The sequence below is a fragment of the Peribacillus sp. FSL R5-0717 genome, from assembly GCF_038002945.1.
GTDB lineage: Bacteria > Bacillota > Bacilli > Bacillales > DSM-1321 > Peribacillus > Peribacillus frigoritolerans.
Genome location: NZ_JBBOOF010000001.1, coordinates 426346 through 452920, shown reverse-complemented (window position 1 = coordinate 452920; position 26575 = coordinate 426346). Strand labels below are relative to the sequence as shown.

Annotated in this window: 23 protein-coding genes, 1 other RNA gene, 1 pseudogene and 1 riboswitch; of the genes and pseudogenes, 21 read left to right on the top strand and 4 right to left on the bottom strand. The window is 40.0% G+C overall.

Annotated elements, in window-relative coordinates; translation table 11 throughout:
• Positions 1–16 precede the first annotated feature (16 nt).
• Positions 17–673 (top strand): endonuclease III, encoded by a 657-nt coding sequence (gene nth / locus NYE65_RS02175; protein WP_057277814.1) that lies wholly within the window; start codon positions 17–19, stop codon positions 671–673.
• A complete protein-coding gene (locus NYE65_RS02170; RefSeq protein WP_340859723.1) occupies positions 670–1209 on the top strand; it encodes a YpoC family protein in 540 nt (179 codons plus the stop codon). The genes nth and NYE65_RS02170 overlap by 4 nt, the downstream gene beginning before the upstream one ends.
• A gap of 45 nt (positions 1210–1254) precedes the next feature.
• Here the strand turns inward: NYE65_RS02170 and NYE65_RS02165 are convergent, their stop codons facing one another.
• Positions 1255–4005, bottom strand: a complete 2751-nt coding sequence (locus tag NYE65_RS02165; protein WP_340859721.1) for a PBP1A family penicillin-binding protein — start codon at positions 4003–4005, stop codon at positions 1255–1257.
• Positions 4006–4031: 26 nt separating this feature from the next.
• The gene (gene recU, locus NYE65_RS02160; protein ID WP_034307899.1) at positions 4032–4643 is read right to left on the bottom strand and encodes a Holliday junction resolvase RecU; all 612 of its coding nucleotides are present in this window, start codon (positions 4641–4643) and stop codon (positions 4032–4034) included.
• Between the two features lie 141 nt (positions 4644–4784).
• Here recU and NYE65_RS02155 point away from each other — a divergent pair, with 141 nt between their 5' ends.
• The 4 genes from NYE65_RS02155 to NYE65_RS02140 all read left to right on the top strand — a co-directional run bounded on the left by NYE65_RS02155 (position 4785) and on the right by NYE65_RS02140 (position 7444).
• On the top strand, positions 4785–5726 hold the full coding sequence (locus NYE65_RS02155) for a DUF2515 family protein (protein ID WP_340859719.1): 942 nt from the start codon (positions 4785–4787) through the stop codon (positions 5724–5726).
• A gap of 343 nt (positions 5727–6069) precedes the next feature.
• Positions 6070–6345: a hypothetical protein gene (locus NYE65_RS02150; RefSeq protein WP_048688368.1), complete on the top strand. Its 276-nt coding sequence runs from the start codon at positions 6070–6072 to the stop codon at positions 6343–6345.
• Positions 6346–6414: 69 nt separating this feature from the next.
• Entirely contained in the window at positions 6415–6783 is a 369-nt protein-coding gene (locus NYE65_RS02145) for a YppE family protein (protein WP_340859716.1), read from the top strand.
• Positions 6784–6859: 76 nt separating this feature from the next.
• A complete protein-coding gene (locus tag NYE65_RS02140; protein WP_340859714.1) occupies positions 6860–7444 on the top strand; it encodes a YppG family protein in 585 nt (194 codons plus the stop codon).
• 69 nt (positions 7445–7513) lie between these two features.
• On the opposite strand, the gene NYE65_RS02135 is transcribed toward NYE65_RS02140, so the two are convergent.
• The gene (locus NYE65_RS02135; protein ID WP_340859713.1) at positions 7514–7966 is read right to left on the bottom strand and encodes an Hsp20/alpha crystallin family protein; all 453 of its coding nucleotides are present in this window, start codon (positions 7964–7966) and stop codon (positions 7514–7516) included.
• Between the two features lie 141 nt (positions 7967–8107).
• Here NYE65_RS02135 and NYE65_RS02130 point away from each other — a divergent pair, with 141 nt between their 5' ends.
• From NYE65_RS02130 to NYE65_RS02080, 11 genes are all read left to right on the top strand, one after another.
• Complete coding sequence (locus tag NYE65_RS02130) at positions 8108–8869, top strand: alpha/beta fold hydrolase (RefSeq protein WP_098186732.1); 762 nt, start codon at positions 8108–8110, stop codon at positions 8867–8869.
• Between the two features lie 122 nt (positions 8870–8991).
• Complete coding sequence (locus NYE65_RS02125; protein WP_268591123.1) at positions 8992–11268, top strand: DEAD/DEAH box helicase; 2277 nt, start codon at positions 8992–8994, stop codon at positions 11266–11268.
• 36 nt (positions 11269–11304) lie between these two features.
• Complete coding sequence (locus NYE65_RS02120; protein WP_340859711.1) at positions 11305–12561, top strand: ribonuclease H-like domain-containing protein; 1257 nt, start codon at positions 11305–11307, stop codon at positions 12559–12561.
• Between the two features lie 451 nt (positions 12562–13012).
• Entirely contained in the window at positions 13013–13504 is a 492-nt protein-coding gene (locus NYE65_RS02115; RefSeq protein ID WP_340859709.1) for a CotD family spore coat protein, read from the top strand.
• A gap of 65 nt (positions 13505–13569) precedes the next feature.
• Positions 13570–14121 (top strand): DUF1273 domain-containing protein, encoded by a 552-nt coding sequence (locus NYE65_RS02110; RefSeq protein ID WP_340859708.1) that lies wholly within the window; start codon positions 13570–13572, stop codon positions 14119–14121.
• A 198-nt stretch (positions 14122–14319) separates the two neighbouring features.
• Positions 14320–14631 carry a cell division regulator GpsB gene (gene gpsB, locus NYE65_RS02105; protein WP_034307876.1) on the top strand — a complete coding sequence of 104 codons (312 nt, stop codon included), beginning with the start codon at positions 14320–14322 and terminating at the stop codon, positions 14629–14631.
• A gap of 80 nt (positions 14632–14711) precedes the next feature.
• An RNA gene (gene rnpB, locus NYE65_RS02100) (RNase P RNA component class B) lies at positions 14712–15101 on the top strand.
• 615 nt (positions 15102–15716) lie between these two features.
• The gene (locus NYE65_RS02095; RefSeq protein ID WP_340859706.1) at positions 15717–16880 is read left to right on the top strand and encodes a THUMP domain-containing class I SAM-dependent RNA methyltransferase; all 1164 of its coding nucleotides are present in this window, start codon (positions 15717–15719) and stop codon (positions 16878–16880) included.
• A 178-nt stretch (positions 16881–17058) separates the two neighbouring features.
• On the top strand, positions 17059–17259 hold the full coding sequence (locus tag NYE65_RS02090; RefSeq protein ID WP_034307871.1) for a cold-shock protein: 201 nt from the start codon (positions 17059–17061) through the stop codon (positions 17257–17259).
• A gap of 229 nt (positions 17260–17488) precedes the next feature.
• Positions 17489–19402, top strand: coding sequence for an ATP-dependent DNA helicase (locus NYE65_RS02085; protein ID WP_340859697.1), 1914 nt, complete (start codon positions 17489–17491; stop codon positions 19400–19402).
• A gap of 130 nt (positions 19403–19532) precedes the next feature.
• Entirely contained in the window at positions 19533–21044 is a 1512-nt protein-coding gene (locus NYE65_RS02080; protein ID WP_340859695.1) for a carboxypeptidase M32, read from the top strand.
• Between the two features lie 172 nt (positions 21045–21216).
• On the opposite strand, the pseudogene NYE65_RS27170 reads toward NYE65_RS02080, so the two are convergent.
• Positions 21217–21479, bottom strand: a pseudogene (locus NYE65_RS27170) (transposase); the annotation flags it as partial.
• A gap of 368 nt (positions 21480–21847) precedes the next feature.
• Positions 21848–21949: riboswitch (purine riboswitch) on the top strand.
• A 161-nt stretch (positions 21950–22110) separates the two neighbouring features.
• Between NYE65_RS27170 and NYE65_RS02070 the strand changes: the two are divergent.
• The 4 genes from NYE65_RS02070 (at position 22111) to NYE65_RS02055 (ending at position 26530) form a co-directional block, all read left to right on the top strand.
• Positions 22111–22710 carry a xanthine phosphoribosyltransferase gene (locus tag NYE65_RS02070; RefSeq protein ID WP_034311269.1) on the top strand — a complete coding sequence of 200 codons (600 nt, stop codon included), beginning with the start codon at positions 22111–22113 and terminating at the stop codon, positions 22708–22710.
• Positions 22703–24016 (top strand): nucleobase:cation symporter-2 family protein, encoded by a 1314-nt coding sequence (locus tag NYE65_RS02065; protein WP_057277827.1) that lies wholly within the window; start codon positions 22703–22705, stop codon positions 24014–24016. Before NYE65_RS02070 ends, NYE65_RS02065 begins: the two co-directional genes overlap by 8 nt.
• Positions 24017–24911: 895 nt before the next feature.
• Complete coding sequence (locus NYE65_RS02060; protein ID WP_268591130.1) at positions 24912–26000, top strand: type III polyketide synthase; 1089 nt, start codon at positions 24912–24914, stop codon at positions 25998–26000.
• Positions 26000–26530: an isoprenylcysteine carboxyl methyltransferase family protein gene (locus tag NYE65_RS02055; protein WP_340859691.1), complete on the top strand. Its 531-nt coding sequence runs from the start codon at positions 26000–26002 to the stop codon at positions 26528–26530. The genes NYE65_RS02060 and NYE65_RS02055 overlap by 1 nt, the downstream gene beginning before the upstream one ends.
• The last annotated feature ends 45 nt before the right edge of the window (positions 26531–26575 follow it).

Sequence of the window (26575 nt, the reverse complement as noted above, 5' to 3'; positions counted from 1 at the left end):
TTGAAGGAGAACCGATATGTTGAATAAAGCTCAAATTCGATATTGTCTGGATACGATGGGTGAAATGTTTCCGGATGCCCATTGTGAGCTGAATCACTCCAATCCATTTGAATTGGTGGTTGCTGTTGCCCTGTCAGCTCAGTGTACGGATGTATTAGTCAATAAAGTGACGAAGGATTTATTTCAGAAATATAAAACGCCTGAGGATTACATAAGCGTTCCGATTGAAGAGTTGGAAAATGACATTCGCTCAATCGGTTTGTTTCGTAACAAGGCTAAGAATATACAAAAGCTGTCGCGCATGCTGATCGAAGAATACGGTAAGGAAGTTCCGAGAGATCGTGATGAGCTTGTTAAATTGCCTGGCGTTGGCAGAAAGACGGCGAATGTAGTCGTTTCCGTTGCTTTTGATGTGCCGGCGATCGCTGTGGATACCCATGTAGAGCGTGTTTCCAAGCGCCTGGGATTATGCCGTTGGAAGGATAGTGTCCTCGACGTTGAAAAAACGCTGATGGCTAAGATACCAAAGGATGAGTGGTCCGTTACGCATCACCGCCTGATATTCTTTGGACGCTATCATTGCAAGGCCCAGTCACCAAGGTGTGAAACCTGCCCGCTTCTCGATTTATGCCGTGAAGGAAAAAAAAGAATGAAAAGGAAAGAAGCCAATTGACGCAGTCCATATCATTAAAAGTCCCTAAAGAATTGGCCCATCATTTGTTTTTTCCTGAAAAGGAAACCATCTTGGAAAAAGAACGATATGCAGTTTGGAGTGAAACGATTCCATTCGAGGATTTCCCGTATGAGTTACTTTATTATAATAATGTAGAAGCCTATGCTCCCTGGACGAAGGGGGCAATGCATGTAAAGGAACTGCTGGAGAGTTGGAAGGGAATTGATTCGGAATGCAGATTGCTATATTCTGAGCGAAAAGCGGGACAGACCTTGGGACTCATGAAGCAGGGGATCGGTTTATTTTTAACCGCAGTCTTCTGGATGCATGGGCAGCCAGTGGCATTGAATGATATCCGGTGCCAAATACAATCCTTTAACAATATTCCGGTGAACATGGATGAAAGGCTTTCTTTCATCCTTGCTAGACCCGCTTTTTTTCATTCTTATAGACAGCTCAGTGAGTTGTTCCGAGAATTTGAAAAACAATATGTAAAGTTCATGATCAAAAATAAGAACAGCCAAAAAAACGTCTAAGCCAAAAGCTTAGACGTTTTTTTTTAGGTCAATCTTCATATTTATTTATTCGGTATCTTGGTTTGGATCTGGGTCCGGATTAGGATCGGGATCAGGGGTCTCGACTGGTTTTTCCTCTTCTACCGTTCCAGGGTCAGTGGTATCATCCCCGCCCTCGACATCCTCTCCATTATTGCCATTTCCGTCATCCGTGTTGTTGCCATTACCATTATTACCATTGTTACCATTGCCATTATTGTCGTTATTGCCATTATTACCGTTATTGCCATTATTGTCCTTATTATCGTTATTGCTGTTTTCGCCATTGCTATTTTTGTCTTCGTCTTGTTTATCCTCTTCGCCTTCAGCAGGAGTTTCTTGTTCCGGATTTTCACCTTCGGCAGGATCTTCAATTTCCTCGTCCTCAGTATCCTCAGGGACTACCGCTTCAGCAGGTATTTTGACAGATGTACTCGCAGGATCACTTTGTTGGTTATCCACTAGAGCTACCACTGAGAAAGTATATTTACTTCCAGGGGTTGGATTAGGAATCGTTAAACTAGTATCCTTCGATTTTTTCAATACACTCTGTGCGCCGCCGTCAACGGACATCTTAACCTCGAATTGGGTATTCCCATTATCTTTAGGATATGACCATGATAAATTGATTTCATTGCTTTCCTGGTTGTAAGAAGCGTTAATGCCAGGAACGTCGATTTTTTCATATTCTGTCGTCACTTGTGTAGGCTCGTGACCTTTAACATAATATTCATAAGTGATTTTACTGCTTGGTGTATATTCATTGGCTTTAACAGCCGGATTCGAACCTTTGATGACTCCAACCTTCACAACACTGTCAGGTTGATCAAAGTCTTTCGTTTCTTTTGATTGGGCCATATGTTCCATTAAATTCTTAAAGATGAATTTAGGGATTCTTTGAGATGATTCACCCAGATATTCCATTTGCTCACCAGATGCATTATCATAACCAGCCCAAACCGCGACTGTATAATTGGTTGTATAACCCGCCATCCAGCTATCCTTTACACCCGAAGATGGGATGTTGTTCGCTGCACGCTGTTCAGGCGTAAAGTTGGTTGAACCTGTTTTACCGGCTACCGGGAGACTAGGGATATTGGCTAACCTTCCTGTTCCATATGGTTCTTTCATGACGCTTTTCAACATGTCCGTCACGATGAAAGCTGTAGAATCTTTCATGACTGGTTTTGATTCCGTCTTATTTTTGATGGTTGTTTTATCACGTAAAACAATCTTTTTCACACTATGCGGTTCATTATAAATGCCATTGTTTCCGAATGAACTGTATGCACCGGCAAGTTCAAGTGTAGAAACATCCTTACCTCCGCCCAATGCTGCCGATTCGGTAATTTCCTTGTCGAAAGGAATCCCAAGATCAGTGGCAAAATCACGTGCCCGGTCCAAGCCGACTGCTTGAAGCGTTTTTAAGGCAGGAATATTTAATGACCGTGCCAATGCTTCCCGAGTCGTTACAGTGCCATAATGTCGTCCGGAAGCATTTTTAAGCGGTGTTCCATTACTGTAAGTGTATTCCTCATCCTTGATTTGGTGGTAGGTGGACCAATTTAAATATTCCACGGCAGGACCGTAATCCAGAATCGGCTTAATGGTCGAACCAGGTGATCGCTTGGCATCCGTTGCATAATTCCAGCCGCGTTTAACCGTCGTATTCCTGCCGCCGCCCACTGCTTTAATTTCACCAGTTTCTGTATCGAGTAATGTGACTCCGGCTTGGAGATCTTTACTTGGATAATTGATGATTTCATCACTGTTCAACATGTTATAAACATATTCTTGGGCATCTTTATCAATGGTCGTCTGGATTTCCAAACCATCGGTAAATACGTTATAGTCACCCATATCTCCGACTTCCTCAATTACCAAATCGATGAATGCATCGTATGCGGTCGTATCGATTTGGCTCTTATCGATTTCTTGAAGTCCTTCTGTTATATCGATGCTTTGTGCATTTTTCATTTCCGTTTCAGTGATATATCCATGTTTGTTCATTAAGTGCAGGACAATATCACGGCGTTCTTTCGCACGTTCAGGGTATTTATACGGGTCATATCTGCTTGGGCTTTGCGGTAATCCTACAAGCATGGCCGCTTCGTTCAATTTCAATTCGTTAAGATCTTTTCCATAATAAGTTTGCGATGCAGTTAAGATCCCGTTGGCACGGTTTGCAAAGAAAATCTTATTCACATACATTTCGAAAATTTCTTCTTTTGTATATTTTCTTTCAAGCTGTATGGATAGCCACATTTCCTGGACTTTCCTTTTAATGGTCTTATCAGGCGTTAAATAAGAACGCTTGATGACCTGCTGGGTCAATGTACTTGCACCCTCTGAGCCGAATCCGTTTTTGACGTTGGCTATGACGGCACTGCCCAGACGTAAGAAATCGACCCCGTGATGCTCATAAAAGCGGGAATCTTCCGTTGCCAGGAAAGCTTCTTCGACAAGATCGGGTATGTCTTCATAATTTACATAATCCCGGTTTTCCTTTCCGATTTCAGCAAGTAATTTACCATTTTCATCGAGAATCTTGGATGTGACCGGATCTTTTAAAAGCTTGTCGTCAAGTTCTGGAGCGTCGCTTATAAAATAAGCCATTGCAGCTCCTCCGGCAACCAGGCCTATTATTCCGAATGTAACAAGTATAAGGAAAATCCGCTTAAGCATATTGGTTGGTTTTTTAGGACTTTTATTCTGTCCCTTTTTTTGAGTCTGCCCCTGCTTTCGGCGTTCTTCTCTAGTATTATATTTTTCAGCCATTACAGCTAACCTGCCTTTCTAAAAAACTAAAAATTTTCTGAGATGAGCGAATCTACTACTTTAATATAGTCAATTCTCGGTTGAAAGCCAAGAGTAATCTTTCGTGAACTGCTTTCAACCTCTTGAAGAGTTATAGATTTGCGTCCGCCTTCTTTCATTCTCTTCCAATAAAAACTCAGTTGTTCGGAACTCATTAAATATATATCATCCATTGCGGAAAACCGGATGATGACAAACGCAATTCCGTCATGCTGAACGATATGCTTCATGTGTTCAATTTGATGGTCATGAAAATTCTTCAGCGGGAACGAACTGCTGTTTTTCGTTTCCTTTGCCTCAAAATCAATGTACTTTCCTTTATAAACACCATTATAATCGGTGGTCGATGCTTGTTTGAAATAAGCTTCTTTAATGACTGCAGCACTTCTTTTCGGATAGTGGACATCGACAATTTGTATGGGTGTCGGTTTTTTATGGATGACGGCAATGCCGTGTGCTAAATAATACTGATTGGTTTCGTTCAAATCGTCTTCCAATGTCTTTCCCCGGTTGCTGTAACTGATTTTTTTTAGTGGACTTTTCTTTTCTTCCATAGCCTGCGGTACAAATCTTCGTCCGTTGGGATAATGAAATGCCACTTTTACCCCTCCTTTTTTTCACTTATCTATATTAGCAAAAAAAGAATCCAAAATGTGAATAAAAAGAATTGTTTCTTAGAACGATAGGATTTATGTACAACTATATGTCACAATTCATCGCTATAGAAAGGCTAGATGCGAATGTTAAAGACGGAAAAGCAGTTGCTCCAATCCATAAAAGCCCAAACTGCAAAAGGGAATAGGGATAATATATCAAGAACGAAAGCATATGAACAATTTTTTAGAATCCATCCAGAAATACAATGGTCTTTTTTAGCAGGGATGGTTTCCAGGAATGCAGGCTGGAATATGTGTGATCTTGAAGGGATTTGGTTTTCCAATTTACTTGGCCTTAAATACAGGCATCAATTATTCCTAACGTATGAAGAAGCCAACTGGAGAATATTCCAAGATGCATATCCGCAATTACTTCTCTATCATTATTCGACGAAATATGGACGTCCATTGTTTCACTTATGTCATTATTTTTTTATTACCAAATTCATGAAGAACGAATGGCATTCCTTTTGGAAATATGGAAATCGTGAAAAATTAGTCACTGCGCTTATCATAAATGAACAAAACATCATTGAAGAACCGGTTATTAAAAAGCAATCCTTCGTTTTTCATTCTTTGTTATTTTTCCTGCAGGATTGGATGCATTTTAGCACCGTTTTATTTCCTACTTGCAATGGAGAACTGTATGGATCGTCCGTTGCACATTTTAGAAATATCGATAAAAGGATTGAATTGGGGAAAAGGTTGACTGGACTTTTATTTTCTGAAGATTTATTTCCACTATTTTATGAATTTTCCTGCAGGACTGAACCAACGGGTGCCAGATATGATTATGAACAATATCGAAAAAAGCCTAGATACCATGAAACCCCGATGCTGAGAGGAGTATATCCATTGATTCATCATCAAGCAGGGGAGACAGAGCAATGGGATATGAAAAAAAAGGTAAAAAAAAAATGGTTCAATGAACCCAAATGGAAAGAAGACCCGCATTTGACGGAATGGTATGATCATAAACAAAAGCAGCTGCACACGGCAGCAATAATCAAAAATTGGATTTTATAATAGGAAACAGGGAAGGCGTCGATGAAGCCTTCCCTGGATTCAGTACTTACGTAGAGGGGCGGTTTTCTCCACTAAGTTTCGGGTTTCCCGTTCCTGCCTCTTTAGTGGGCGGCTTTTGTCGTTTTTCGTTTTTCTGCTGTCTGCTTTCATTCGACTGCATAAAATCACCTCCTGTCTGTATTCTTGTTTAAAACTCCATTCTTCATTCTGCCATTGTTGTCGAAGGGCATAATAAATTAAGTGAATTGCACTTTCTTTGCCGATTCGCTTCTAGTTTTGTCAGTCATGAAGGGCTTTCAGATAAAAAAAAGAATAGTACAGGTAAAGAATGGGAGGGATCAGCATGGTCAATAAAAGTGTCGCAACAGAAGAGATATTAAGGATGATAGCTGAGATCAGTACCAGCCTGGATCGTTTGGAAATTTCATATGGGGAAACTGTAAATACAGTGCGGTGTAAACTATGGGCGGAACAATATACATTAGTTAATGAAGCCCAGGAAGCCATTGAGAAAGCCGAGGATTATTGGGTGAATGCTGAAGGTGTGAACCACTCCTTTTCCATTGTTCCGGAAAAAACAATTATAAAACACAAGGTTTTCACTGAATTGCACGTATAATCCGCAGGAATTTCATTTTATGGAGAACTGGATTATAATAAGGGAAACAAATGTACGGAGGAATATATTGTGCAAAAAGAAAAACTGCAGCTGTTAACAGAACAATTGATTAAATATACGGACCAGGCAGATGATATTTATGAGGGTGTACGCCTGGAAGGAAAGGAAAAGGATTTCTTTTCGGAAGTAAAGCCGTTTGCAGATCAGGTCAGGAACGTATGCATCGAATGGGAAACCGGAATGAAGGAGTGGATGAAAGAAACCGAATTTAGGCATCTTTTCCCCGAGCAAATCGAACAAACCGCCCATAACCTTTCTGATGTGGCCGTTCAGGCATTTTTTCCTAAAACAAGTTATAAGCGATTTAAAAGCCATGTCCAGTCGATCGAATTCATCCTTAATAATGTAAAAACGGAAATCGATCGGATTTTATCATAAAAACACCTACACTTTATCCCTTCTTTTTTCATATATTATCAGAACCATGTAATGAAAAAGAGGAGGGCTTATTGTCATGATGAGATCCGGTTATAACCAAATCTCCCCAAATCAAGGACAGTTTCCTCAATCAATGCCGGAAAATTGGGGAGGATACCAACAGCCAATGCCGTATCCTCCGCCAAATAATCATAATCTTGAACAACCATTTATGTATCCATATCATCACCAGGATACAGGGGGCTATATGACGCCATATCATGATCCTTATCAGCAGGCAGCGCATCACCCATTTCAACCAGTCCCTCAGCAGGCGATACCCGTGGGAGCTTATCCGGGCAACAGTGTTATGCAGCCAATGGCACAAATGCAGCCAATCCAGTCCAATCTTCATCCGCAAGCTTTTAGTCCGTTCGCAAATCCGTTACAGCCAGCTAAAAGACCTCCGCAAAGTCAGCAGCAGGCTCATAATCCATATCCAAAGCAGCAGTTCATGCAAAAACCCCAGCCATCGGGTTTCAAATCGGTCATGAATCAATTCAAAACACAAGATGGCTCCATGGATATAACGAAGATGATGAACACAGCTGGACAAATGATGAATACAGTTTCCCAAGTATCTTCAATGGTCAAAGGAGTAGGGGGCTTCTTCAAAGCATAGATGGTGAATAAAGAAAAAAGCAGACTTACAAGTGACCAGCCACTTTTTTAAGTCTGCTTTTATTCATGCCTAATGGATTTCAATCCGATTCCCCCTGATTTTGGGTAGGTGAAGCGTGAGGATGCCATCGAGATGTCGAGCGGTCACATTTGTTTCATCAATCGGTTTTGGAAAGGAAATGGTTCTTGAAAAAGTACCAGCTGAAACTTCCTTTTGGAACAATCCTTGATTTTTATCCTTTCTATCTCCATGCTTTGCAGATATGGTTACGGAATGGGCCAGTACATCAATTGATATTTGGCTGCGTGGAATACCGGGCAAGGTGGCAGTTAGGGTATATTCTGAATGCGTTTCGTGAATATCAACCGGAAAGCTGCGTTCTTTCGCCGAGCCGAAGAAATCGTCAAGAGATTTCAGCATGCCTTTAGGAGGCCTTTCGGAAAACAGCCGATCCATTTTGTTAATGAAGTGGGAAAAGGGTTCCATTCGATTCCGGTTATTATTTTTTTCAGAAGAGGTCATCACGGTGCTCCTTTCTAAAAAATTCCTTTGCCTATAAGCTATGTGAGGAATGAAGAAATGTGAATGGACTGTTGGGTTTCAGATTCAGGTCCATAGGGAATAACGGTATTGAATGATTAATAAAGGAAATGAGGGATTAATATGACAGATAGCAAGCTTTCCTACATAGATACCGGGAAAGGCAAGGAGACATTGTTGTTTATCCATGGATTTTGCGGAAGCCATGAATATTGGAGCGACATCATTGCTGGATTAAAGGAAGAATACCGGGTTATTGCCGTTGATTTACGGGGACATGGTGCAAGTGAGGAAATAGGGGAGTCTTTCTCGATTGAAGATATGGCAGCTGATATTGCGTCATTTTTGGAAGAACTGGAAATCGGACAGGTATATATGTTTGGTCATTCGCTTGGGGGATATATCACCTTGGCATTCGCAGAAAGGTTTCCTGGGAAATTGTCTGGTTTTTCATTGGTACATTCCACCGCTTTCCCGGATGATGAGACTGGAAAGGCGGGGCGCTTAAAATCAGTCGAGAAAATCGAAAGTGAGGGAATCCCTGCTTTCATTGACGGACTTATACCGAAGCTTTTCGCTCATTCCGATGATCCCAATATTGAACATACAAAGGAAATCGGATATAAAACAAGTGAAATTGGTGCGATAGGGTCTTTACATGCCATGAGGAACAGAATGGACAGAAATCATGTTCTCGAAGATACGAAGTTGCCTGTCCTTTTGGTTGCAGGTGAAAAGGATAAGGTGATTCCCGTTGAAAAAACCTTTTCTGTAAAAGGGAGCCATATCAATGAAGTAATACTTAAGGGCAGCGGCCATATGGGAATGTTGGAAGCTCCAGGCAGACTAATTGAAGAAATCATTCGCTTTGTCGAGAAGAATTAAGTGAAAAAAATGACCGGGCTGGAAACGAGATGTTGACGTTTCCAGCTTTTTTTTTGAATAGGAAATAGTTTCCCTTTTGCATAGAACGTTCATTCGGTAGAATAGGAGGATGAGGTGGTTAAATGAAACTGCGAAAAAATTTACTGGAAGTCATAAAGGATCTAAAAACAAATGAAGATTTTAAAGAAAATATAGTACATTGGCAAGTTATTGAAGCAAAAGAGGCAAAACATGTTCCCTTTCCCGAAGCAATGAATGATAAGATCAAGCATGCTCTTGAAATACGGGGGATTAATGGGTTGTATACCCATCAGGCAACTGCATTTGATACTGCTGTCAGCGGCAATAGCCTTGTAGCGGTAACACCTACAGCTTCTGGTAAAACATTATGCTATAATTTGCCGGTCCTTCAAAAAATACTGGAAGATGAAAAAACCAGGGCGCTATATATTTTTCCGACAAAGGCACTGAGCTATGATCAAAAAAGCGAATTGAATGAAATGATCCATGAAATGGATGCTGAAATAAATAGTTATACATACGATGGGGACACACCTTCAAATATCAGGCAAAAAATCCGCCAGGCCGGACATATCGTGATCACCAATCCTGATATGCTCCATTCAGGAATCCTGCCCCATCATACGAAATGGGTCTCATTATTTGAAAACTTGAAGTATGTGGTCATCGATGAACTTCATATTTACCGCGGCGTTTTCGGAAGTCATACAGCCAACGTCATTAGAAGGTTAAAGAGGATTTGCAATTTTTATGGAAGCGACCCTGTATTCATCTGTACTTCCGCTACAATCAATAACCCAAAAGAGTTGGCAGAAGAGCTTACGGAAAAACAAATGGTCCTTATCGATAATAACGGAGCCCCGAGTGGGAAAAAGCATTTTGTGTTTTACAATCCCCCAATAGTCAATAAACCGCTGAACATACGCAGGAGTGCGGTTTTGGAAGTCAGGAAGCTGGCAAATGAATTTTTGAAAAATAAAATTCAAACCATCGTTTTTGCGCGAAGCAGGGTTCGTGTGGAAATTCTATTGACATATTTACAGGAGCTTGTATCAAAGCAATTGGGGCCAAAATCAATCAGGGGCTATCGCGGCGGATATCTGCCAACACAGCGTAGGGAAATTGAACAAGGCCTTAGGGATGGTTCCATTTATGGAGTGGTATCCACAAATGCACTTGAGTTGGGTGTCGATATCGGCCAGCTTCAGGTTTGCATAATGACTGGTTACCCTGGATCCATATCGAGTGCCTGGCAACAGGCGGGACGGGCAGGAAGGAGACATGGTGAAGCATTGATCATCATGGTTGGCAGTTCCAGTGCCCTTGATCAATATATCGTACAGCATCCCGATTATTTCTTTACCAGAAATCCAGAGACGGCAAGAATCAATCCGGATAATCTTTTGATCCTGGTTGATCATGTAAAATGTGCAGCATATGAGCTGCCATTTAAAAAAGGCGATATATTTGGGAAAACAGAGATTATGGACGTTCTTGAATTCCTTACAGAAGAAAGGGTCTTACACTTGAATGGGGACAAATGGCATTGGATGAACGATGCTTTTCCCGCAAGCAATATCAGCCTGCGTTCAGCGGCACAGGAAAATGTCGTGATCATCGACCAAACGAATGCACCGGTTAATCGGGTCATCGGGGAAATGGATACGTTCAGTGCAATGACCCTTCTCCACGATGAAGCCATTTATTTGCACCAGGGAATTCAATTTCAGGTAGAAGAACTTGATTGGGATGAAAAGAAAGCTTATGTACGAGAAGTCAATGTGGACTATTATACGGATGCTAACCTTGCTGTCCAGTTGTCTGTATTGGAAGTCGATAAACAGCGATCTTTCGCTTCCACAGCAGCTGCTTTTGGTGATGTCGCAATCCGGGCAATGCCTACGATCTTCAAGAAAATCAAATTCGAAACTCATGAAAATATTGGTTCAGGACCAATCAGTCTTCCGGAGATGGAGCTGCATACGAGTTCGGCCATGCTTTCCATGGATTCTGATATATTCAATTGGGACGAAAATCGAATAGAACAAGGAATGATAGGAGCCTCCCATGCTCTAAATTACATGATTCCGCTATATGTTATGTGCGATCCGCATGATATTCATGTGTATCCGCAGGTTAAGGCAGCGCATAATGAAAAACCGACCATTTTCATCTATGATAGTTATCCGGGTGGAATAGGGTTAAGTGATAAAGTATATGAAAACTCTGAAGTCATCCTGATGGAAACAATATCAATGATAGAGAATTGCACTTGTGAAAGCGGCTGTCCTTCCTGTATTGGAACGGAATCCGCAACGAAAACAGCCAAGAGTGATGCCAAACAATTATTAGGTCAATTTTGTAAGCAAAAACATTAATAGATTACAGGGATCCGTGAAAAGAGGTGTAATTTCATGTCTTTAAAAAATAAACTAAACCGTATGAAAACCCATATGAACCTAGAGAAACATACTTCTCCTATAGAAGTAATTGACCAGAAAGAGAATGAAGAAATTCCTTACTTGGAAAAGTGGCTGGAGAACGATACCGTTTCCTTTCATTTCGATGGTGACTATTGTTTCATTAGGGAAGTCCGCTACCCTATAAATCACAAACACGGCTTATATGCATTTTCCGAGCTTAAAAAGGTCGTAAAAGAGTGGAATCAAGCTTCATTGGAGCATCCACTCTCCGCCAAGGGCGTTAAAAGTGAAGATCTGTTTTTCTTCGATACGGAAACGACAGGGCTTGGAGGAGGAGCGGGCAATACCATTTTTTTACTTGGCTATGCGTATTTAGAAGGTGAAGAAGTTGTCGTGAAGCAACATATCCTTCCGCAGCCTGGAAGTGAAATCCCGCTCTATCAAAGCTTTCTGGAAAACATCAATTACGAAACCCTTGTCACATATAATGGTAAATCCTTTGATTGGCCTCAGCTAAAAACAAGACATACCTTGATAAAAGAGCATGTACCAAAACTGCCGGAATTCGGACATTTCGATTTGTATCATGCTTCAAGACGCCTTTGGAGAAACAAATTGGAGCGAGTGAAATTATCTGCTGTCGAAACAGATATTCTTGGTGTACATAGAGAGGATGATATTCCTGGATATTTGGCGCCGATGATTTATTTTGATTTTGTTGAGAGGAAGAATCCGGAAATTCTGTTTGGGATCATGAAGCATAATGAATGGGATATCCTATCACTGATCACATTGTATATTCATTTGTCCCGAAAAATCCTCCAAATCGATGGATATACGGAAGAGTCCATGGAGATTGCACGATGGCTCGATTATTTGGGGAAAAAAGAGGAGTCAGTTGAGACATATCAAAAAATATTGGAAGGGGGAAGTGAGGAAGATCGGATAATGGCTGGTCATGCCTTAGCTTTCCAGAAAAAGAAGCTAAAACAATTCAATGAAGCTTTGGAGATTTGGAAGGAAGTTGCCTTAAAAGGGAATGTGCAAATAAGGATACAGGCACAGATTGAATGTGCAAAATTATACGAACATCAATTTAAGGAAGTCGGTCATGCTCTAAAATGTTCAATAATCGCCCATCAGGAGATGGTAAGAGAAGGGATCACTCAGGAAAAAAAACAATTGGAATTGGAAAAGAGGATTCGGCGGCTCGAAAAGAAAGAAGGTTCAAAGGATATTTCTATGTAAAATAAAGGCATGAGAATGGTCTTTTAGTGCAAAAGGATGAAATTAAAAAATATGTATACAATTATTGTAGCCTTCAACTATTGTGTGTAAAATGAAAGAGTTGAGGGTGAAATTCCAAGCGTTCATTTCATACCTATACATCAAATAAAATCAAGGTGAAAGCGGAGCGGAGAAATGTATAAAACGACTTTATTTCTATTTTTTGTTGTCCTTTGTTTAACGATTGTTTTATTTACTTCATTAAAAGACAGTCTCTATTCCTTTTTGTAGAAAATTACCCTCTATATTTGAAGAGATAGCATTCATATAATAGTGTACTTATCGACAGCCATACATCGTTTTATACTTATTCTGTATAATTAGGTCATTTCATCAGTACACGTATCCCCTTTTTTTCATAGTCTGTAATGGTAAGACTAAACTTATCATGATGAAAGGGGACGTATTATAAATGTATTTTCGTAATTGTGGAGGAAATAAACCCAATGTAATGGGAGTATCCAACAATGTAATGGGCGCATACGGGAACGCACCTGGAGTAATGGGCGCATCAACCGGTAAATACCCCAATAACGTAATGGGGGCGTCAACCGGTAAAAACTCTAACGTAATGGGAGCATATAGTCCATCGGCTGTGTCTCCAGCTCAATATGGTCCATCGGCTGTATCTCCAGCGCAATATGGTCCAACACAAACATCTCCATCTCAAGTTGCCCCAGCGCAAGTTTCTCCAACACAGCAATATGTTAATACGAATGTATCGAACACAGTGATTCCTGTCGTTCATCCATCACATACTACAAATGTCAATAAACATGTGAACACGTTTAAGCATTATTTCCCGCATACTCAATCCGTGGTGAACGAGTGCTATAATCAACACTTGATCTGTGGAAGGCCGCCGCAAAACCCATGCTGTCCGCCTAAGCATTTCGGATACTAAAAAATAAGGGCTTATTAAGCCCTTGTTTTCTTACATAATCATGTTAAAAGGAGATTGGCCAAGCGATGAAGGTTTTGTATATGACCGGCTACAAAGCTTTTGAATTCGGGATATTTAAAAATGACCATGAAGCCGTAAAATATATAAAGAAAGCGATGAAACAGCGTCTCCTGCCATTGGTGGAAGATGGGCTGGAATGGGTGATCATCTCAGGTCAGTTGGGTACGGAATTATGGGGTGCCGAAGTGGTTTTCGAGTTACAGGAAGAATTTCATCAGCTTAAATTAGGTGTGCTTACTCCTTTCCTGAATCAGGAAGAGTCATGGAATGAAACGAATCAAGAGTTTTACCGATCCATATTGGCCCGTGCCGATTTTGTTGAATCGATTTTCAACAAACCATATGAAGGGCCCGAACAGCTTAAAATCAAAAATAGGTATATGGTCCATAAAAGCGATGCCATGCTCATCATTTTCGAAGCCGAAAAAGAAGGATCAGCCCGATATCCTTATTTCGAAGCGATGAAAAAAGCTGAAACACAGCCATACCCCATCTTTCAGATAAACTTTGATGATTTGCAATCGGCTGCGGAAGAAGCGAGCTGGTCCGAAGAATGAGAGAAAATAATTATGGTTTAAAAGTTGTTTCTAAAGCATAATCATATTATTATGAAATTTAGATACAGTTTTAATGGGAATACATACCGTTCACTGAAACAGTAAGATACAAAAAGGTGTTTCGTTGACAAACCCAAGAAGATTTGAAAAAATAATAAAAAGTCGATTGTATTGGCGAAAGTATTGAGGTGAAGTCTTATGCTATCCGATAAGATAAAATTAACGGCTAAAGATATTCTTGAAAAAGATTTTAAAACAGCCATGCGCGGGTATAAACCTGAAGATGTGGATCAATTCCTGGATCTGATCATTAAAGATTATGAAGTGTTCCATCAGGAAATTGAAGATCTTAAACAAGAAAATCTTAAATTGAAAAAACAAGCCGACGAGAGTACAAAACGTCCAAATCAACCTGCTCCAAGTGCCACCCCGGGAACCACTAACTTTGACATCCTTAAACGGTTATCCAACTTGGAAAAGCACGTTTTTGGTAACAAGCTGTTTGATTGAGGTTTTGCATTGTAAAAGTTAAAATTATTTTGGTATTGTGTTTTCATGAATAATGGAGTATAATCAATTATGTTATGTTAACGTTTGGGTAATTGCTGCTGCATTTATGCAGTAGAGGAAAGTCCATGCTCGCACGGACTGCGATGTCCGTAGTGTTCGTGCCTGGCGAAAAAATAAGCTTGGGCAGCAATCTTGGATTGCTGACGGCTGGGAAAATGCCTAAGTCCTTTTGGATATGGCATGAATACCTATAAAAGTGCCACAGTGACGTAGCCTTTACAGAAATGTAAAGGGTGGAACGAGGTAAACCCCACGAGCGAGAAACCCAAATTAATGGTAGGGGCGCTTTCTTCCTTGGAAATGAACGAGGAGAAGGACAGGAGCACATGCTTCTGTAGATAGATGATTACCGCCGAAGTACGAGACGCGAGTCGCTTGCAGTACTGAGGAACAAAACATGGCTTACAAAACGTTATCATATTACACCAAAAGCACAACTCTCCTTTTAAAAGGAGAGTTTTTGTTTATGGAAATTGCCCTAATATAAAAAGATTGGGCATTTCCTTTTATTTTTCGTTTTCGGAAACTCCGCTGTGTTAAACTAAGAACTTGGCAAGTTTTTCATTCCATTCGAAAAGTGTCCAGCGGAAAGAAAATGGCTTGAATGAAGTCTTCGGAAACGTTTTTAAAAATAGTGTTGGAATGTTAAGCATTTCCTTGATTCTGGGTATCCTATTTATAAAGGTTCCTTAAGCTCTTCTGTTAGCTGAAAAGCGGATAATGGATGGGAACCATACATAATTGGTTTGGATGATTTCAAGCATATAATTGCAGCGAGTATCTTAAGGTGCAGTGATAATAGAGTAAAGCTTTTATGTCACGGTAATCCATAGATGTTCCCGCTATATGATCATGATAGAAGCTAGGCCAACAATGAAGAATTCTAACGGCAAGATAAATGGTAGTGGACCTTTTAAATAAGGTTTACATGTAAAAAATCAATGCCTGCTTCTAAAATACATAAATGAAGAAATTCGCGAAAAGGTGCCATTGATTTGGATTAATGGAAAGAAGGTGCAGAATTAATGAAACAATTCGATATTATCGCAACATCAGCAATGGGATTGGAATCAATTGTTGCCAAGGAGGTTCGGGATCTTGGTTACGATTGTCAAGTCGAAAATGGTAAAATCACGTATAAAGGGGATCAATCCGCCATTGCCCGTTCTAATTTATGGCTGCGCACTGCCGATAGGGTGAAAATTAAAGTCGCGGAATTTAAAGCATATTCATTTGATGAGTTGTTTGAAAAAACAAAGGCATTGAATTGGGAAGATTACTTATCGGCCGATGTCGAGTTCCCCGTGAGTGGAAAATCCGTTAAGTCAAAGCTATACAGTGTCCCTGATTGTCAGGCCATTGTCAAAAAGGCAATTGTTGATAGATTGAAAAGTAAATACAAGCAAGTGTCTTGGTTTGCCGAGACTGGTCCTTTGTTTAAAATTGAAGTATCTATTTTAAAAGATGTTGTGACACTTACCATAGACACTTCAGGTGCAGGTCTGCATAAACGGGGATATCGAACCGGGCAGGGGGAGGCACCTCTTAAAGAAACATTGGCGGCTGCGTTAATCATGCTGACCAATTGGAAAGCGGATAAACCTTTCATAGATCCATTTTGTGGATCTGGAACGATTCCCATCGAGGCGGCCTTAATTGGTCAGAACATAGCACCGGGGTTTAATAGGGAATTCGTATCTGAAACTTGGTCATGGATGGACAGCAAGGTTTGGGATGAAGCGCGGATCGAGGCTGAAGATTTAGCCGATTATGATCAGTACTTGGACATAACCGGTTGTGATATTGACCATCGAATGGTCGATATAGCTAAAGCTAATAGTTTTGAAGCGGGTCTTGGTGATCTGATTGAATTCAAACAAATGCAGGTGAGGGATATCTCGACCAGGAAAGAGTATGGTGTCATTGTCGGGAACCCGCCTTATGGAGAACGTCTTGGCGAGAAAAAAGCGGTTGAGCAGATGTATAGGGAAATGGGCCAAGCCTTCAAGAAGCTTGATACTTGGTCAGTATACATGATTACCTCCAACCCTGACTTCGAACAGCATTATGGTAAGCCTGCAACGAAAAAAAGGAAATTGTTCAATGGTTTCATCCGTGCTGACCTTTATCAATATTGGGGGAAAAGGCCGCCAAGACAGCCTCAAGGTGAACAAGTAGGTAGAATATAACGGAGGATTTTGCTAGTCAGGACGATTTATTCATAATAGGTTCCAGTCTTGCTTATCATTTCCTTTTCTGTTATTCTAATAATGAATTATTTTTGTTCAGATTTAAGGATTACCTTAATATTCTTTTGAACAAGGATAGTAATATAATGTGTGGAGAACACACTAGGAGGCAACAAAAATGGAACAAGGTAAAGTAAAATGGTTTAACGCAGAAAAAGGTTTTGGATTCATCGAACGTGAAGGTGGAGACGATGTATTCGTACATTTCTCAGCTATCCAAGGCGAAGGTTTCAAAACTCTTGAAGAAGGCCAAGACGTTACATTTGATGTAGAACAAGGTCAACGTGGACCACAAGCATCAAACGTAAACAAAGCTTAATTCAACCCTATATTATTTACAGACAGGCTCTCTTTTGGAGCCTGTCTTTTATTTTACGAATGGGACAACCAGACAGCATACATAGAAAAAACATACATAAAACGTTTCATTTTCAAATGGTTGGTAAATACCTTGACTATTAATGTGAAATAAAGGATAATATACTTTTGCCTAAGATTATAATGATTCGGATTCTATATACTGATGATAGATAGAAGGGGAGACCAGGATGCTTAAAACACTGCCTTTTTCGGTAACAAAGGAAGATTCTTTTTACGATAAGCTTTCAGAATGGATCGGTGATGTCTTTTACGATATTCTTCCCGAAAAAGGATTTGAGCTGCGTGACGAACAAATCTTCATGGCATTTCAATTAGAAAAAGCCTTTAAGGAAAAGAATGTAAGTTTTGCTGAAGCAGGGGTAGGGACCGGTAAGACATTGGTCTATTTACTATATGCGATTTGTTATGCGAGATATACGAATAAACCGGCCATTATTTCGTGTGCAGATGAAACGTTGATTGAACAGCTTGTCAAAGAGGAAGGCGACATCCAAAAAATCAAGAATGCTTTAGGTATTGAAGTGGATGTTCGGCTTGCTAAATATCACGATCAATATGTATGTCTAAAGAAGTTGGATTACGCAGTGAATCATGAAGATTCAGAGGGAATAGATCAGCTATATGATGAACTTCCCAAGTTTGTCCATGATAACTCATCCATGAACGCCTATACAGCATATGGGGACCGTAAACAGTACCCATATTTAAATGATGAAGACTGGTCTAAAGTTGGCTGGGATCAACTCCAAAACTGTTTCACTTGTGATAAACGCCATCGATGCGGGCAAACCCTATCAAGGGACCACTATCGAAAATCAAGTGATTTGATCATTTGTTCACATGACTTCTTCATGGAGCATGTATGGACCAAGGAAAAGCGTAAGCGTGAAGGACAGTTACCATTGCTGCCAGATCATAGCTGCGTTGTCTTTGATGAAGGTCACTTATTGGAATTTGCTGCTCAAAAGGCTTTAACTTATAAAGTTGGGGAACAAACCCTTGCCTCGGTTTTGGAATTGCTTACAGCCAATCAGGTTCGTGAAGAAACCTTATACATCATTGAGGATTTAATTGATATTAATGAAGAATTTTTTGATTTGTTGGATGAAAAAGCGATACATGTCAGCGGATCTAATCGTTATGAAATCCCAATGTCCAAAGAAATTACAAGCTTTGCCCATAAGCTTCACAAAAAGGTTGAGGAGTTAGAGGAGAACCTAGTTTTTGAAGCGGAAATGTACACGATCAATGATTATGATTTAAAAGTGACGGAAGAATATTTAGAGCAGCTGGGCTACTCCCTTTCTCTATTTGTAAAGGATGAACAGGCCGTTTCCTGGTTTGAAGAAAATGAAATGACCAAAACATTGGTCATCATGCCAAGGCTCGTACAGGATATTTTGTCTGAACAGGTATTCTCTAAAAAAATCCCTTACATTTTTTCATCGGCAACATTATCGGATAATAAATCCTTTCAGTACATTGCAGATAGTTTAGGGATAGAAAAGTATGACAGCTTTTCCGTTGAATCACCGTTTGATTACGATGAAGTCATGAAAATGTACATGCCTACCTTCGAAAATGGAGATCAATTGGCTAAACTTCAATTTACGATGAAGACAATTGAGGAAAATGAAGGTCGAACACTCGTGTTGTTCCAGTCAAAAGAAGAATTGCATTGGTTCAAGGAAAACTGCCCAATGTCTTCTTATCCATTTTATTTTGAAGGGGAAGCGGAAATCAGCGAGCTGGTTAAGAAGTTCCAAGAGGATGAGCAATCTGTTCTTTTCTCCTATCATTTATGGGAAGGACTTGATGTTCCAGGGCCTTCATTACAAAATGTTGTGATACACTCCCTGCCATTCCCGCCGCGAGATCCAGTTTTCGAGGCTAAACGCAACTCGGTTTCCGACGCATTTGAAGAAGTGGACCTTCCATACATGCTCCTTCGCTTGCGCCAGGGAATAGGGCGTTTGATCAGGACGAGCAATGATTCGGGGACAGTCCAGATTTTGATTGATAAGGATTTTTCGGAGCAGGTGAAAGAGAAGATTGTATCCATTCTTCCTGTTACGCTTTAACTAAAGTCTATCCAAAAAAGAGCCAAGGTGCCCCTTGGTTCTTTTTTATTTTAATTTTTTAATCGGAGTGGTTCTGATAGGAATGATTTTTGTATAATATGGTAAAGTGTAGTTGGAAGGAGCAGTGATTATGACTAAAAAGGGTATCGATCTGATAGAAAAAGAGTTTAAGGAATATGTAAAGAAAATCTCGGCGTATAATGAAGCACTCGCGTTAATTTTTTGGGATTTGCGTACAGGTGCACCGAAAAAGGGAGTTGAGCAGCGTTCCGAAGTTATCGGGGTGCTTTCCTCCGAAGTGTTTAATATGAGCACAAGTAAAGAAATGGAATCCTTCATTGCAGAACTTTCGATGGAGCCTCTTAGTGAAACGACTAATAAAATGGTGCAAGAGTGTAAGAAAGATTTTGAAAGGAATAAGAAAATTCCTGCAAACGAATATAAGGAATTCGTCATTTTACAATCGCGTTCTGAAAGTGCATGGGAAGAGGCAAGGGAAAAAGCTGATTTTTCTTTATTTCAACCTTATCTGGAGCAAATTGTAGCGTATACCCGTAGGTTTGTAGAATACTGGGGATATGAAGGGACGAAATATAATACCCTTTTGGATATGTATGAACCAGGCATGACTGTAGATGTACTTGACAGCGTATTCAGTGAGCTTCGGTCGAGGATCGTTCCTTTGGTAAAACAGATTGCAACAAGCGAACATAGACCTAAAACAGGGTTCCTTTATAAAGAATTTCCAAAAGAAAAACAGCATCAACTCAATTTGGAAATTCTAAAACAGCTAGGCTACGATTTCAAGGCTGGCAGGCTGGATGAAACGGTTCACCCTTTCGAAATTAGAATAAATAGGGGAGACGTCCGGGTGACGACCCGATACGATGAAAATGACTTTAGGGGGGCAATCTTTGGTACCATTCATGAATGTGGACATGCCATTTATGAACAGAATATCGCCAATGAGTTAACCGGAACACTTCTTGATTCCGGGACATCCATGGGGATCCATGAATCACAATCTTTATTTTTCGAAAACTTCATTGGACGGAACCATAGCTTCTGGAAAAATAAATTCTCCTTATTAAAAGAATATGCCCCCGAACAATTCAATGACGTGACACTGGATGAATTTTACCGGGGCATTAACGAATCGAAACCATCGTTCATCCGTATTGAAGCAGATGAACTGACGTATCCTCTACATATAATGATTCGGTATGAACTGGAAAAGGCTCTTTTTAATGGAGAACTTGAAGTGAAGGATTTACCGGAAGTCTGGAATGAAAAATATAAGGATTATTTGGGAATTGTTCCTGAAAATGATGCCATGGGCGTGTTGCAAGATGTACACTGGGCAGATGGCAGCTTTGGTTATTTCCCTTCTTATGCATTGGGCTATATGTATGCAGCCCAAATCAAGCAAGCGATGCTTAAAGATTTGCCTGATTTTGATGGACTGTTGGAAGCGGGGGATATTGCGCCAATCAGGGAATGGCTTAATGAAAAGATACATAAATATGGAAAAACAAAAAAACCTTTGGAGATTTTGAAAGAAACGACAGGGGAAGGCCTGAATGTTCAGTATTTAATAAAGTATCTTGAAGATAAATATAAAGAAGTTTATAAAATCAAATGAATCAAAGGAAGAAGGACTTGCATTAAGTGTAAAGCCCTTCTCAGTTTGTAGACAAAAGGGGTTCGGAATTAAAAATTCCGAACCCCTTTTGGAAATTCCCTTTAAATTTCCGCCTGGAATTAAGCGATTGGGGCTCTACAAGCCCACTAGGTTAGGCCATTTTTGGACCTTACTATGTCCAATTGGCCATTTTTCTTAAAGTAATCCAGCGAAAAAAGTAAGCATCGCCTTCATCTACAATTTTTAAGTCCCCTTAAAGTAGTCCACTGCATACCATTCTTTTGCATCTGCGAATACACGCTCAATCGTTTCTTTACGTTTCGCATATATAGTTTTTACATCTAAATGATGACGCTGATGATCTGACTCTTCCACATATGTTTGCCAGATAGGCTCACCACTTTTTGATATTCTTTTTGTACACTGTGATAAAGATTAGGGTTCTAAAAGTTAAAACAAAGTTGAACGGCATATGCAAGACTCCTGCTTAGAAAAGCGAGTCCAGGGGAGCCCCCGCAGGCGCAAAGGCGATGTGGGCGGACCGCCCGCGGAAAGCGAGTACCTGTAGAGGAAATCAACGGTCAAATTGTACAAACCATAAAAGGGCATGAGTAAAATACCAGTAAATGTTATTTGGAGTGGAAGCGGTGTTTTTTCTTTATAGGTAAATCCATGCTATTTAGGTTTAGTGATTTCACAATTTTCTATTAATACGAATGATGACTTATTTTTTTTGTTGAAAGTTCGGTTTTTAACAAAAATAACTTTTCAAATAGAGTCAGCGTTGTTATAATTCATATATTAATAAAATATTAAGTTTCACTCGTATAATAGCAGGGATATGGCCTGCAAGTTTCTACCGGATTACCGTAAATAATTCGACTATGGGTGAGTAATAGATCTTGTTGCATAATGAAGGCTTTTGCTGATTCATTTTTCATTCATGCCCAAGAAGTATTGCTTCACTCAAAAAAAGTGCAGCAATGTTTCTTGGGCTTTTTTATATGCCTGGAAACAATTGCATAGTTTATGGGTCAATAAACATCCAAGATTGGGAGGAACCTTCATGCAACTTTTAAAGGATAAAATTTTGTCCGAGGGTCAAGCTTTATCAGAAGATATTTTAAAAGTAGATTCATTTTTAAATCATCAAATGGATCCTATGTTAATGAAAGAAATTGGTAAAGAATTCGTAAAACGTTTCGAACAAAAGGAAATAACGAAAGTGCTGACAATTGAATCTTCTGGCATTGGACCTGGTTTGATGGCTGCGCTGGAATTGGAAGTTCCGCTCATTTTTGCCCGTAAACGTAAATCACTTACTTTAACAAATGATTTAGTAACGGCGTCCGTTCATTCCTTTACAAAAAAAGAAACCAATACCATTACGGTTTCCAATAAATATATTGAAGCCGGAGATAAGGTTTTGATCATCGATGACTTCCTTGCTGTCGGACAGGCAGCACGTGGGTTGGTGGAAATCTGTAAGCAGGTTGGAGCAGAAGTGGCCGGAATCGGCATCGTGATTGAAAAAGCATTCCAAAGCGGTGGTAAGGATCTTAGGGAACAAGGTTTTCAAGTGGAATCACTTGCACGGATTGCTGAGTTGAAATTCGGTGAGATAACGTTTGCTGAGGAAAAGGAAGGAGAAGCCGTCAATGTCTAATCAATCACCATTAAAAGTTGCTTCATTAGGATTACAACATGTTCTTGCCATGTATGCCGGTGCAGTCGTCATTCCATTGATAGTCGGTGGGGCGCTGGGATTGACTGCAGCGCAGTTAACTTATTTAGTTTCGATAGACATTTTGATGTGCGGGATAGCAACTTTATTGCAAGTATGGAAAAATAAATTCTTTGGAATTGGGCTTCCGGTCGTCCTGGGCTGCACATTTACAGCAGTTAGCCCGATGATTGCAATTGGTACGCAATATGGAATCAACTCCATTTATGGATCTATTTTGGCGTCGGGATTGATCGTCATCATCATTAGTAAGTTTTTTGGAAAACTGGCAAGGTTCTTCCCGCCCATTGTCACTGGATCGGTCGTTTTGATTATTGGCATTACGCTCATTCCTGTTGCCATCAACAACCTTGGTGGTGGCCAAGGAGCTGCTGATTTCGGAGACTTGAATAATGTAGCTCTTGGGTTCGGAACTTTGTTATTCATTATATTCATGTATAAATTCTCATCAGGATTCGTACGCTCCATCTCTATTTTATTGGGGCTGTTAGTAGGAACATTTGCAGCTTTCTTCCTTGGGAAAGTGGACTTTAGCTCGGTTGTCAGTGCCACTTGGCTGCATATGCCTCATTTTTTCTACTTTGGAACCCCGACATTCAACGTCACGGCAATCATTACAATGACATTGGTGGCGATCGTCAGCTTGGTGGAATCGACTGGTGTTTATTATGCTCTTGGTGAAATCACGGACAAAGAAATTTCAGAAGACGATCTGGCTCGCGGATATCGTTCTGAAGGACTTGCCATCATGATTGGCGGTTTGTTCAATGCGTTTCCGTATACAGCTTTTTCACAAAATGTCGGCTTGATTCAATTGTCAGGCATTAAAACAAGAAATGTCATATTCACAACGGCTGGCATTCTTATTTTCATAGGTTTTGTTCCAAAAATCGGTGCATTCACGACAATTATCCCTTCATCCGTGCTTGGCGGTGCAATGGTGGCGATGTTCGGGATGGTAATTGCCGCTGGAATTAAGATGTTGAGTAAAGTTGATTTTGCTTCTCAAGAAAATTTATTGATCATCGCGTGTTCAGTAGGGATGGGACTAGGGGTGACCGTCGTTCCTGAGCTATTTGCGCAAATTCCGGAAAGCTTTCAAATCTTAACGGAAAACGGTATTGTTGCCGGAAGTTTGACAGCCATATTCTTGAATATCGTTTTTAACATCATCCCTACAAAAGGGAAAGTGAAGGAAGCCCGCATTGAAGGGCAAAATGTAGCCTGATTAAAAATAGATTCTGTCATCTTGATAGATTCACCCGTTTACATGCCCAAAATCCTCAGGTGAAGAGGATTTTGGGCATTTTTTTCATTTAGGCCGAAGCATATCATTGATAATGAATTTGGAGTTTTGTCAGATAAAAGGAAACTCTCTTCACTTTTTGAATATATTGATAGTATATGTTCAGGAAAGTAGTGATAGGGATGGAGAAAAAATATTGTATTCATTGCAGGACCATACTAAGCCAGGAGTATAGGTGCAGTGTGTGTGGAAAAGAGGAGTTTCAAAACATTATTATACAAGTGCAAAATCAATCTTCAGTAAAGAAAGATGACTGAAAGCGCCCCCTTACCAAATTATAGGTAAGGGGGTTTTATTATATCGTGTATACATTTCGATTATTAAGGTGATATGAAGGGTACCTCGCCATTTTATCGCCATTGCCCATCATGACGTGGGGGGGGGATAATACCAACCAATGCTTTGTCTCCTGCTAAAGAGGCGGTAACATTACCGGCAAGCATGCTGCCGAATTCTGCTGTAAAGGATCCAAACATGATTTCACCGTTTTACTCATCCCATCCGTTTTTTCCTTCGATCATTAACTCCGTTATTCCTTTCTCTTTGGACATTCAAAAGCCGTACCTCATAAGACAGCCTTTCGTACAGGAATGCATTAGCGTCGTTATCTGCATGAAAGGTGATATTCGTGGAAGATGTTCCTCCACTTGTATTGTTGTACTCTCCGTTTTATGTATTACGCAGTCCTTTTTGCCTGAGTATTTAGAAGAAAGAAAAAAATTATTAAATGCCTATACATATCACCATTTAGCTATAAAGCATAATTGGTGTCATGGTGGGTATATTAACCATATCATGAATATTTAGGGGTGGAATCATGCCGTATTTATTATCTGCATCTCATGTAAAGCTGCCACATTTGCTTTCACAAGAAAAAATCATGGAATTTTCGAGAGAAATATTTGGAGCATCATTTAAGAATATAGAACGGTTACTAAAGGCCTTTAAAAATGGACAAGTGGAAAATCGATATTTTTCAAATGATCTCGATTGGTTTAAAGAGGATCATTCTTTTGCCGATCGGAATGATTTATATATACAGCAGGCAATCAAATTTGGGAAAGAAGCTATAGAAAAATGCTTAGCCAACACAGAATTTTTAAAAGAAGGACTGCAGGCAAACGAGCTAGATGCTTTCTTCTTTATCTCAAGCACGGGGATTGCCACCCCGACCATTGATGCCAGAATAATGAATGAACTTACATTTAACCCGCATGCTAAAAGGATTCCGATTTGGGGGCTTGGCTGTGCAGGGGGAGCGAGTGGCCTATCACGTGCTTTTGAATATTGCCAAGCATACCCGACTGCGAAGGTCATTGTTTTAAGCGTGGAGTTATGCAGTCTGACATTTCAAAGGAATGACATCTCCAAAAGCAATTTAATTGGGACTTCACTATTTTCCGACGGAGTAAGCTGTGTTTTGGTTTGCGGTGATGATGTACCGAGTGAACAGTTCTCAAAAAAAGTAAGACATTTGCAATTTTTGGATTCGCAATCGACACTAATGCCGGATTCATTGGATGTAATGGGGTGGGATGTTAAAGATCAAGGGTTATACGTGATTTTTTCGAAAGATATCCCTACAATCATCAAGGATTGGCTTAAACCGAATGTTCAAGAGTTCTTAATGGAGAATGGATTCGATCTAAACGATGTAAAAGATTTCATCGCTCATCCTGGAGGCAAGAAAGTAATTGATGCTTATCACGAAGCCCTCGGGTTCGATGAAAGCATGACGGGAGAGTCAATGAGCGTATTGCGTGAATTCGGCAATATGTCCTCAGCAACTATTTTGTACGTTCTGGAGAGGTTCATGCAGCGGGGCGGGGATAAAGGTGAGGTGGGCCTGGCTGCTGCATTGGGGCCTGGGTTTTCATCTGAACTTGTGTTAATGAGGTGGAAGTGATGATCTTCGCCATTTTCATTATCTTGATTGCTATACAGCGCCTTGTTGAATTATATATCGCCAAACAAAATGAAAAACAGTTGAAAGCCGGAGGAGCAATAGAATACGGTGAGTCCCATTACAAATGGATGGTTCTGATGCATCTTAGTTTTTTTATTGTTCTCATTATTGAAGTGATCGCCCTTGAAAGGGATATATCTGGACTTTGGCCGATTTGGCTGACCTTTTTTCTAATTGCGCAGTCAGGAAGGATTTGGGTAATCCGTTCATTGGGAAAACATTGGAATACAAAAATCATAGTGGTTCCTGATGCTGATGTAGTCATTAAAGGTCCTTATAAATTTTTCAAACATCCGAACTATATCATAGTGGCAACTGAGATTTTAGTTATTTCCTTATTATTCAATGCATATTATACTGCTATCATCTTTAGTTTATTGAATGTTTGGATGATGATGGTAAGAATCCCACTGGAAGAGAAGGCATTAAAGGAACATACGGAATATTCTACGGTTTTTAAGGGAGAATAATAAAAAAATGAAATTACTTATTGAAAATGATTATCGTTCGTGATA

What these genes read in the sequence shown, in the direction of transcription:
- NYE65_RS02095 (WP_340859706.1), top strand. Translation starts at nt 15,717, where the DNA reads ATGAAACAATTCGATATTATCGCAACATCAGCAATGGGATTGGAATCA.
- NYE65_RS02125 (WP_268591123.1), top strand. Translation starts at nt 8,992, where the DNA reads ATGAAACTGCGAAAAAATTTACTGGAAGTCATAAAGGATCTAAAAACA.
- NYE65_RS02115 (WP_340859709.1), top strand. Translation starts at nt 13,013, where the DNA reads ATGTATTTTCGTAATTGTGGAGGAAATAAACCCAATGTAATGGGAGTA.
- NYE65_RS02065 (WP_057277827.1), top strand. Translation starts at nt 22,703, where the DNA reads ATGTCTAATCAATCACCATTAAAAGTTGCTTCATTAGGATTACAACAT.
- NYE65_RS02085 (WP_340859697.1), top strand. Translation starts at nt 17,489, where the DNA reads ATGCTTAAAACACTGCCTTTTTCGGTAACAAAGGAAGATTCTTTTTAC.
- NYE65_RS02155 (WP_340859719.1), top strand. Translation starts at nt 4,785, where the DNA reads ATGTTAAAGACGGAAAAGCAGTTGCTCCAATCCATAAAAGCCCAAACT.
- NYE65_RS02055 (WP_340859691.1), top strand. Translation starts at nt 26,000, where the DNA reads ATGATCTTCGCCATTTTCATTATCTTGATTGCTATACAGCGCCTTGTT.
- NYE65_RS02165 (WP_340859721.1), bottom strand. Translation starts at nt 4,005, where the DNA reads ATGGCTGAAAAATATAATACTAGAGAAGAACGCCGAAAGCAGGGGCAG.
- gpsB (WP_034307876.1), top strand. Translation starts at nt 14,320, where the DNA reads ATGCTATCCGATAAGATAAAATTAACGGCTAAAGATATTCTTGAAAAA.
- NYE65_RS02120 (WP_340859711.1), top strand. Translation starts at nt 11,305, where the DNA reads ATGTCTTTAAAAAATAAACTAAACCGTATGAAAACCCATATGAACCTA.
- NYE65_RS02150 (WP_048688368.1), top strand. Translation starts at nt 6,070, where the DNA reads ATGGTCAATAAAAGTGTCGCAACAGAAGAGATATTAAGGATGATAGCT.
- NYE65_RS02060 (WP_268591130.1), top strand. Translation starts at nt 24,912, where the DNA reads ATGCCGTATTTATTATCTGCATCTCATGTAAAGCTGCCACATTTGCTT.
- nth (WP_057277814.1), top strand. Translation starts at nt 17, where the DNA reads ATGTTGAATAAAGCTCAAATTCGATATTGTCTGGATACGATGGGTGAA.
- NYE65_RS02070 (WP_034311269.1), top strand. Translation starts at nt 22,111, where the DNA reads ATGCAACTTTTAAAGGATAAAATTTTGTCCGAGGGTCAAGCTTTATCA.
- NYE65_RS02130 (WP_098186732.1), top strand. Translation starts at nt 8,108, where the DNA reads ATGACAGATAGCAAGCTTTCCTACATAGATACCGGGAAAGGCAAGGAG.
- NYE65_RS02080 (WP_340859695.1), top strand. Translation starts at nt 19,533, where the DNA reads ATGACTAAAAAGGGTATCGATCTGATAGAAAAAGAGTTTAAGGAATAT.
- NYE65_RS02140 (WP_340859714.1), top strand. Translation starts at nt 6,860, where the DNA reads ATGATGAGATCCGGTTATAACCAAATCTCCCCAAATCAAGGACAGTTT.
- NYE65_RS02135 (WP_340859713.1), bottom strand. Translation starts at nt 7,966, where the DNA reads ATGACCTCTTCTGAAAAAAATAATAACCGGAATCGAATGGAACCCTTT.
- NYE65_RS02110 (WP_340859708.1), top strand. Translation starts at nt 13,570, where the DNA reads ATGAAGGTTTTGTATATGACCGGCTACAAAGCTTTTGAATTCGGGATA.
- NYE65_RS02090 (WP_034307871.1), top strand. Translation starts at nt 17,059, where the DNA reads ATGGAACAAGGTAAAGTAAAATGGTTTAACGCAGAAAAAGGTTTTGGA.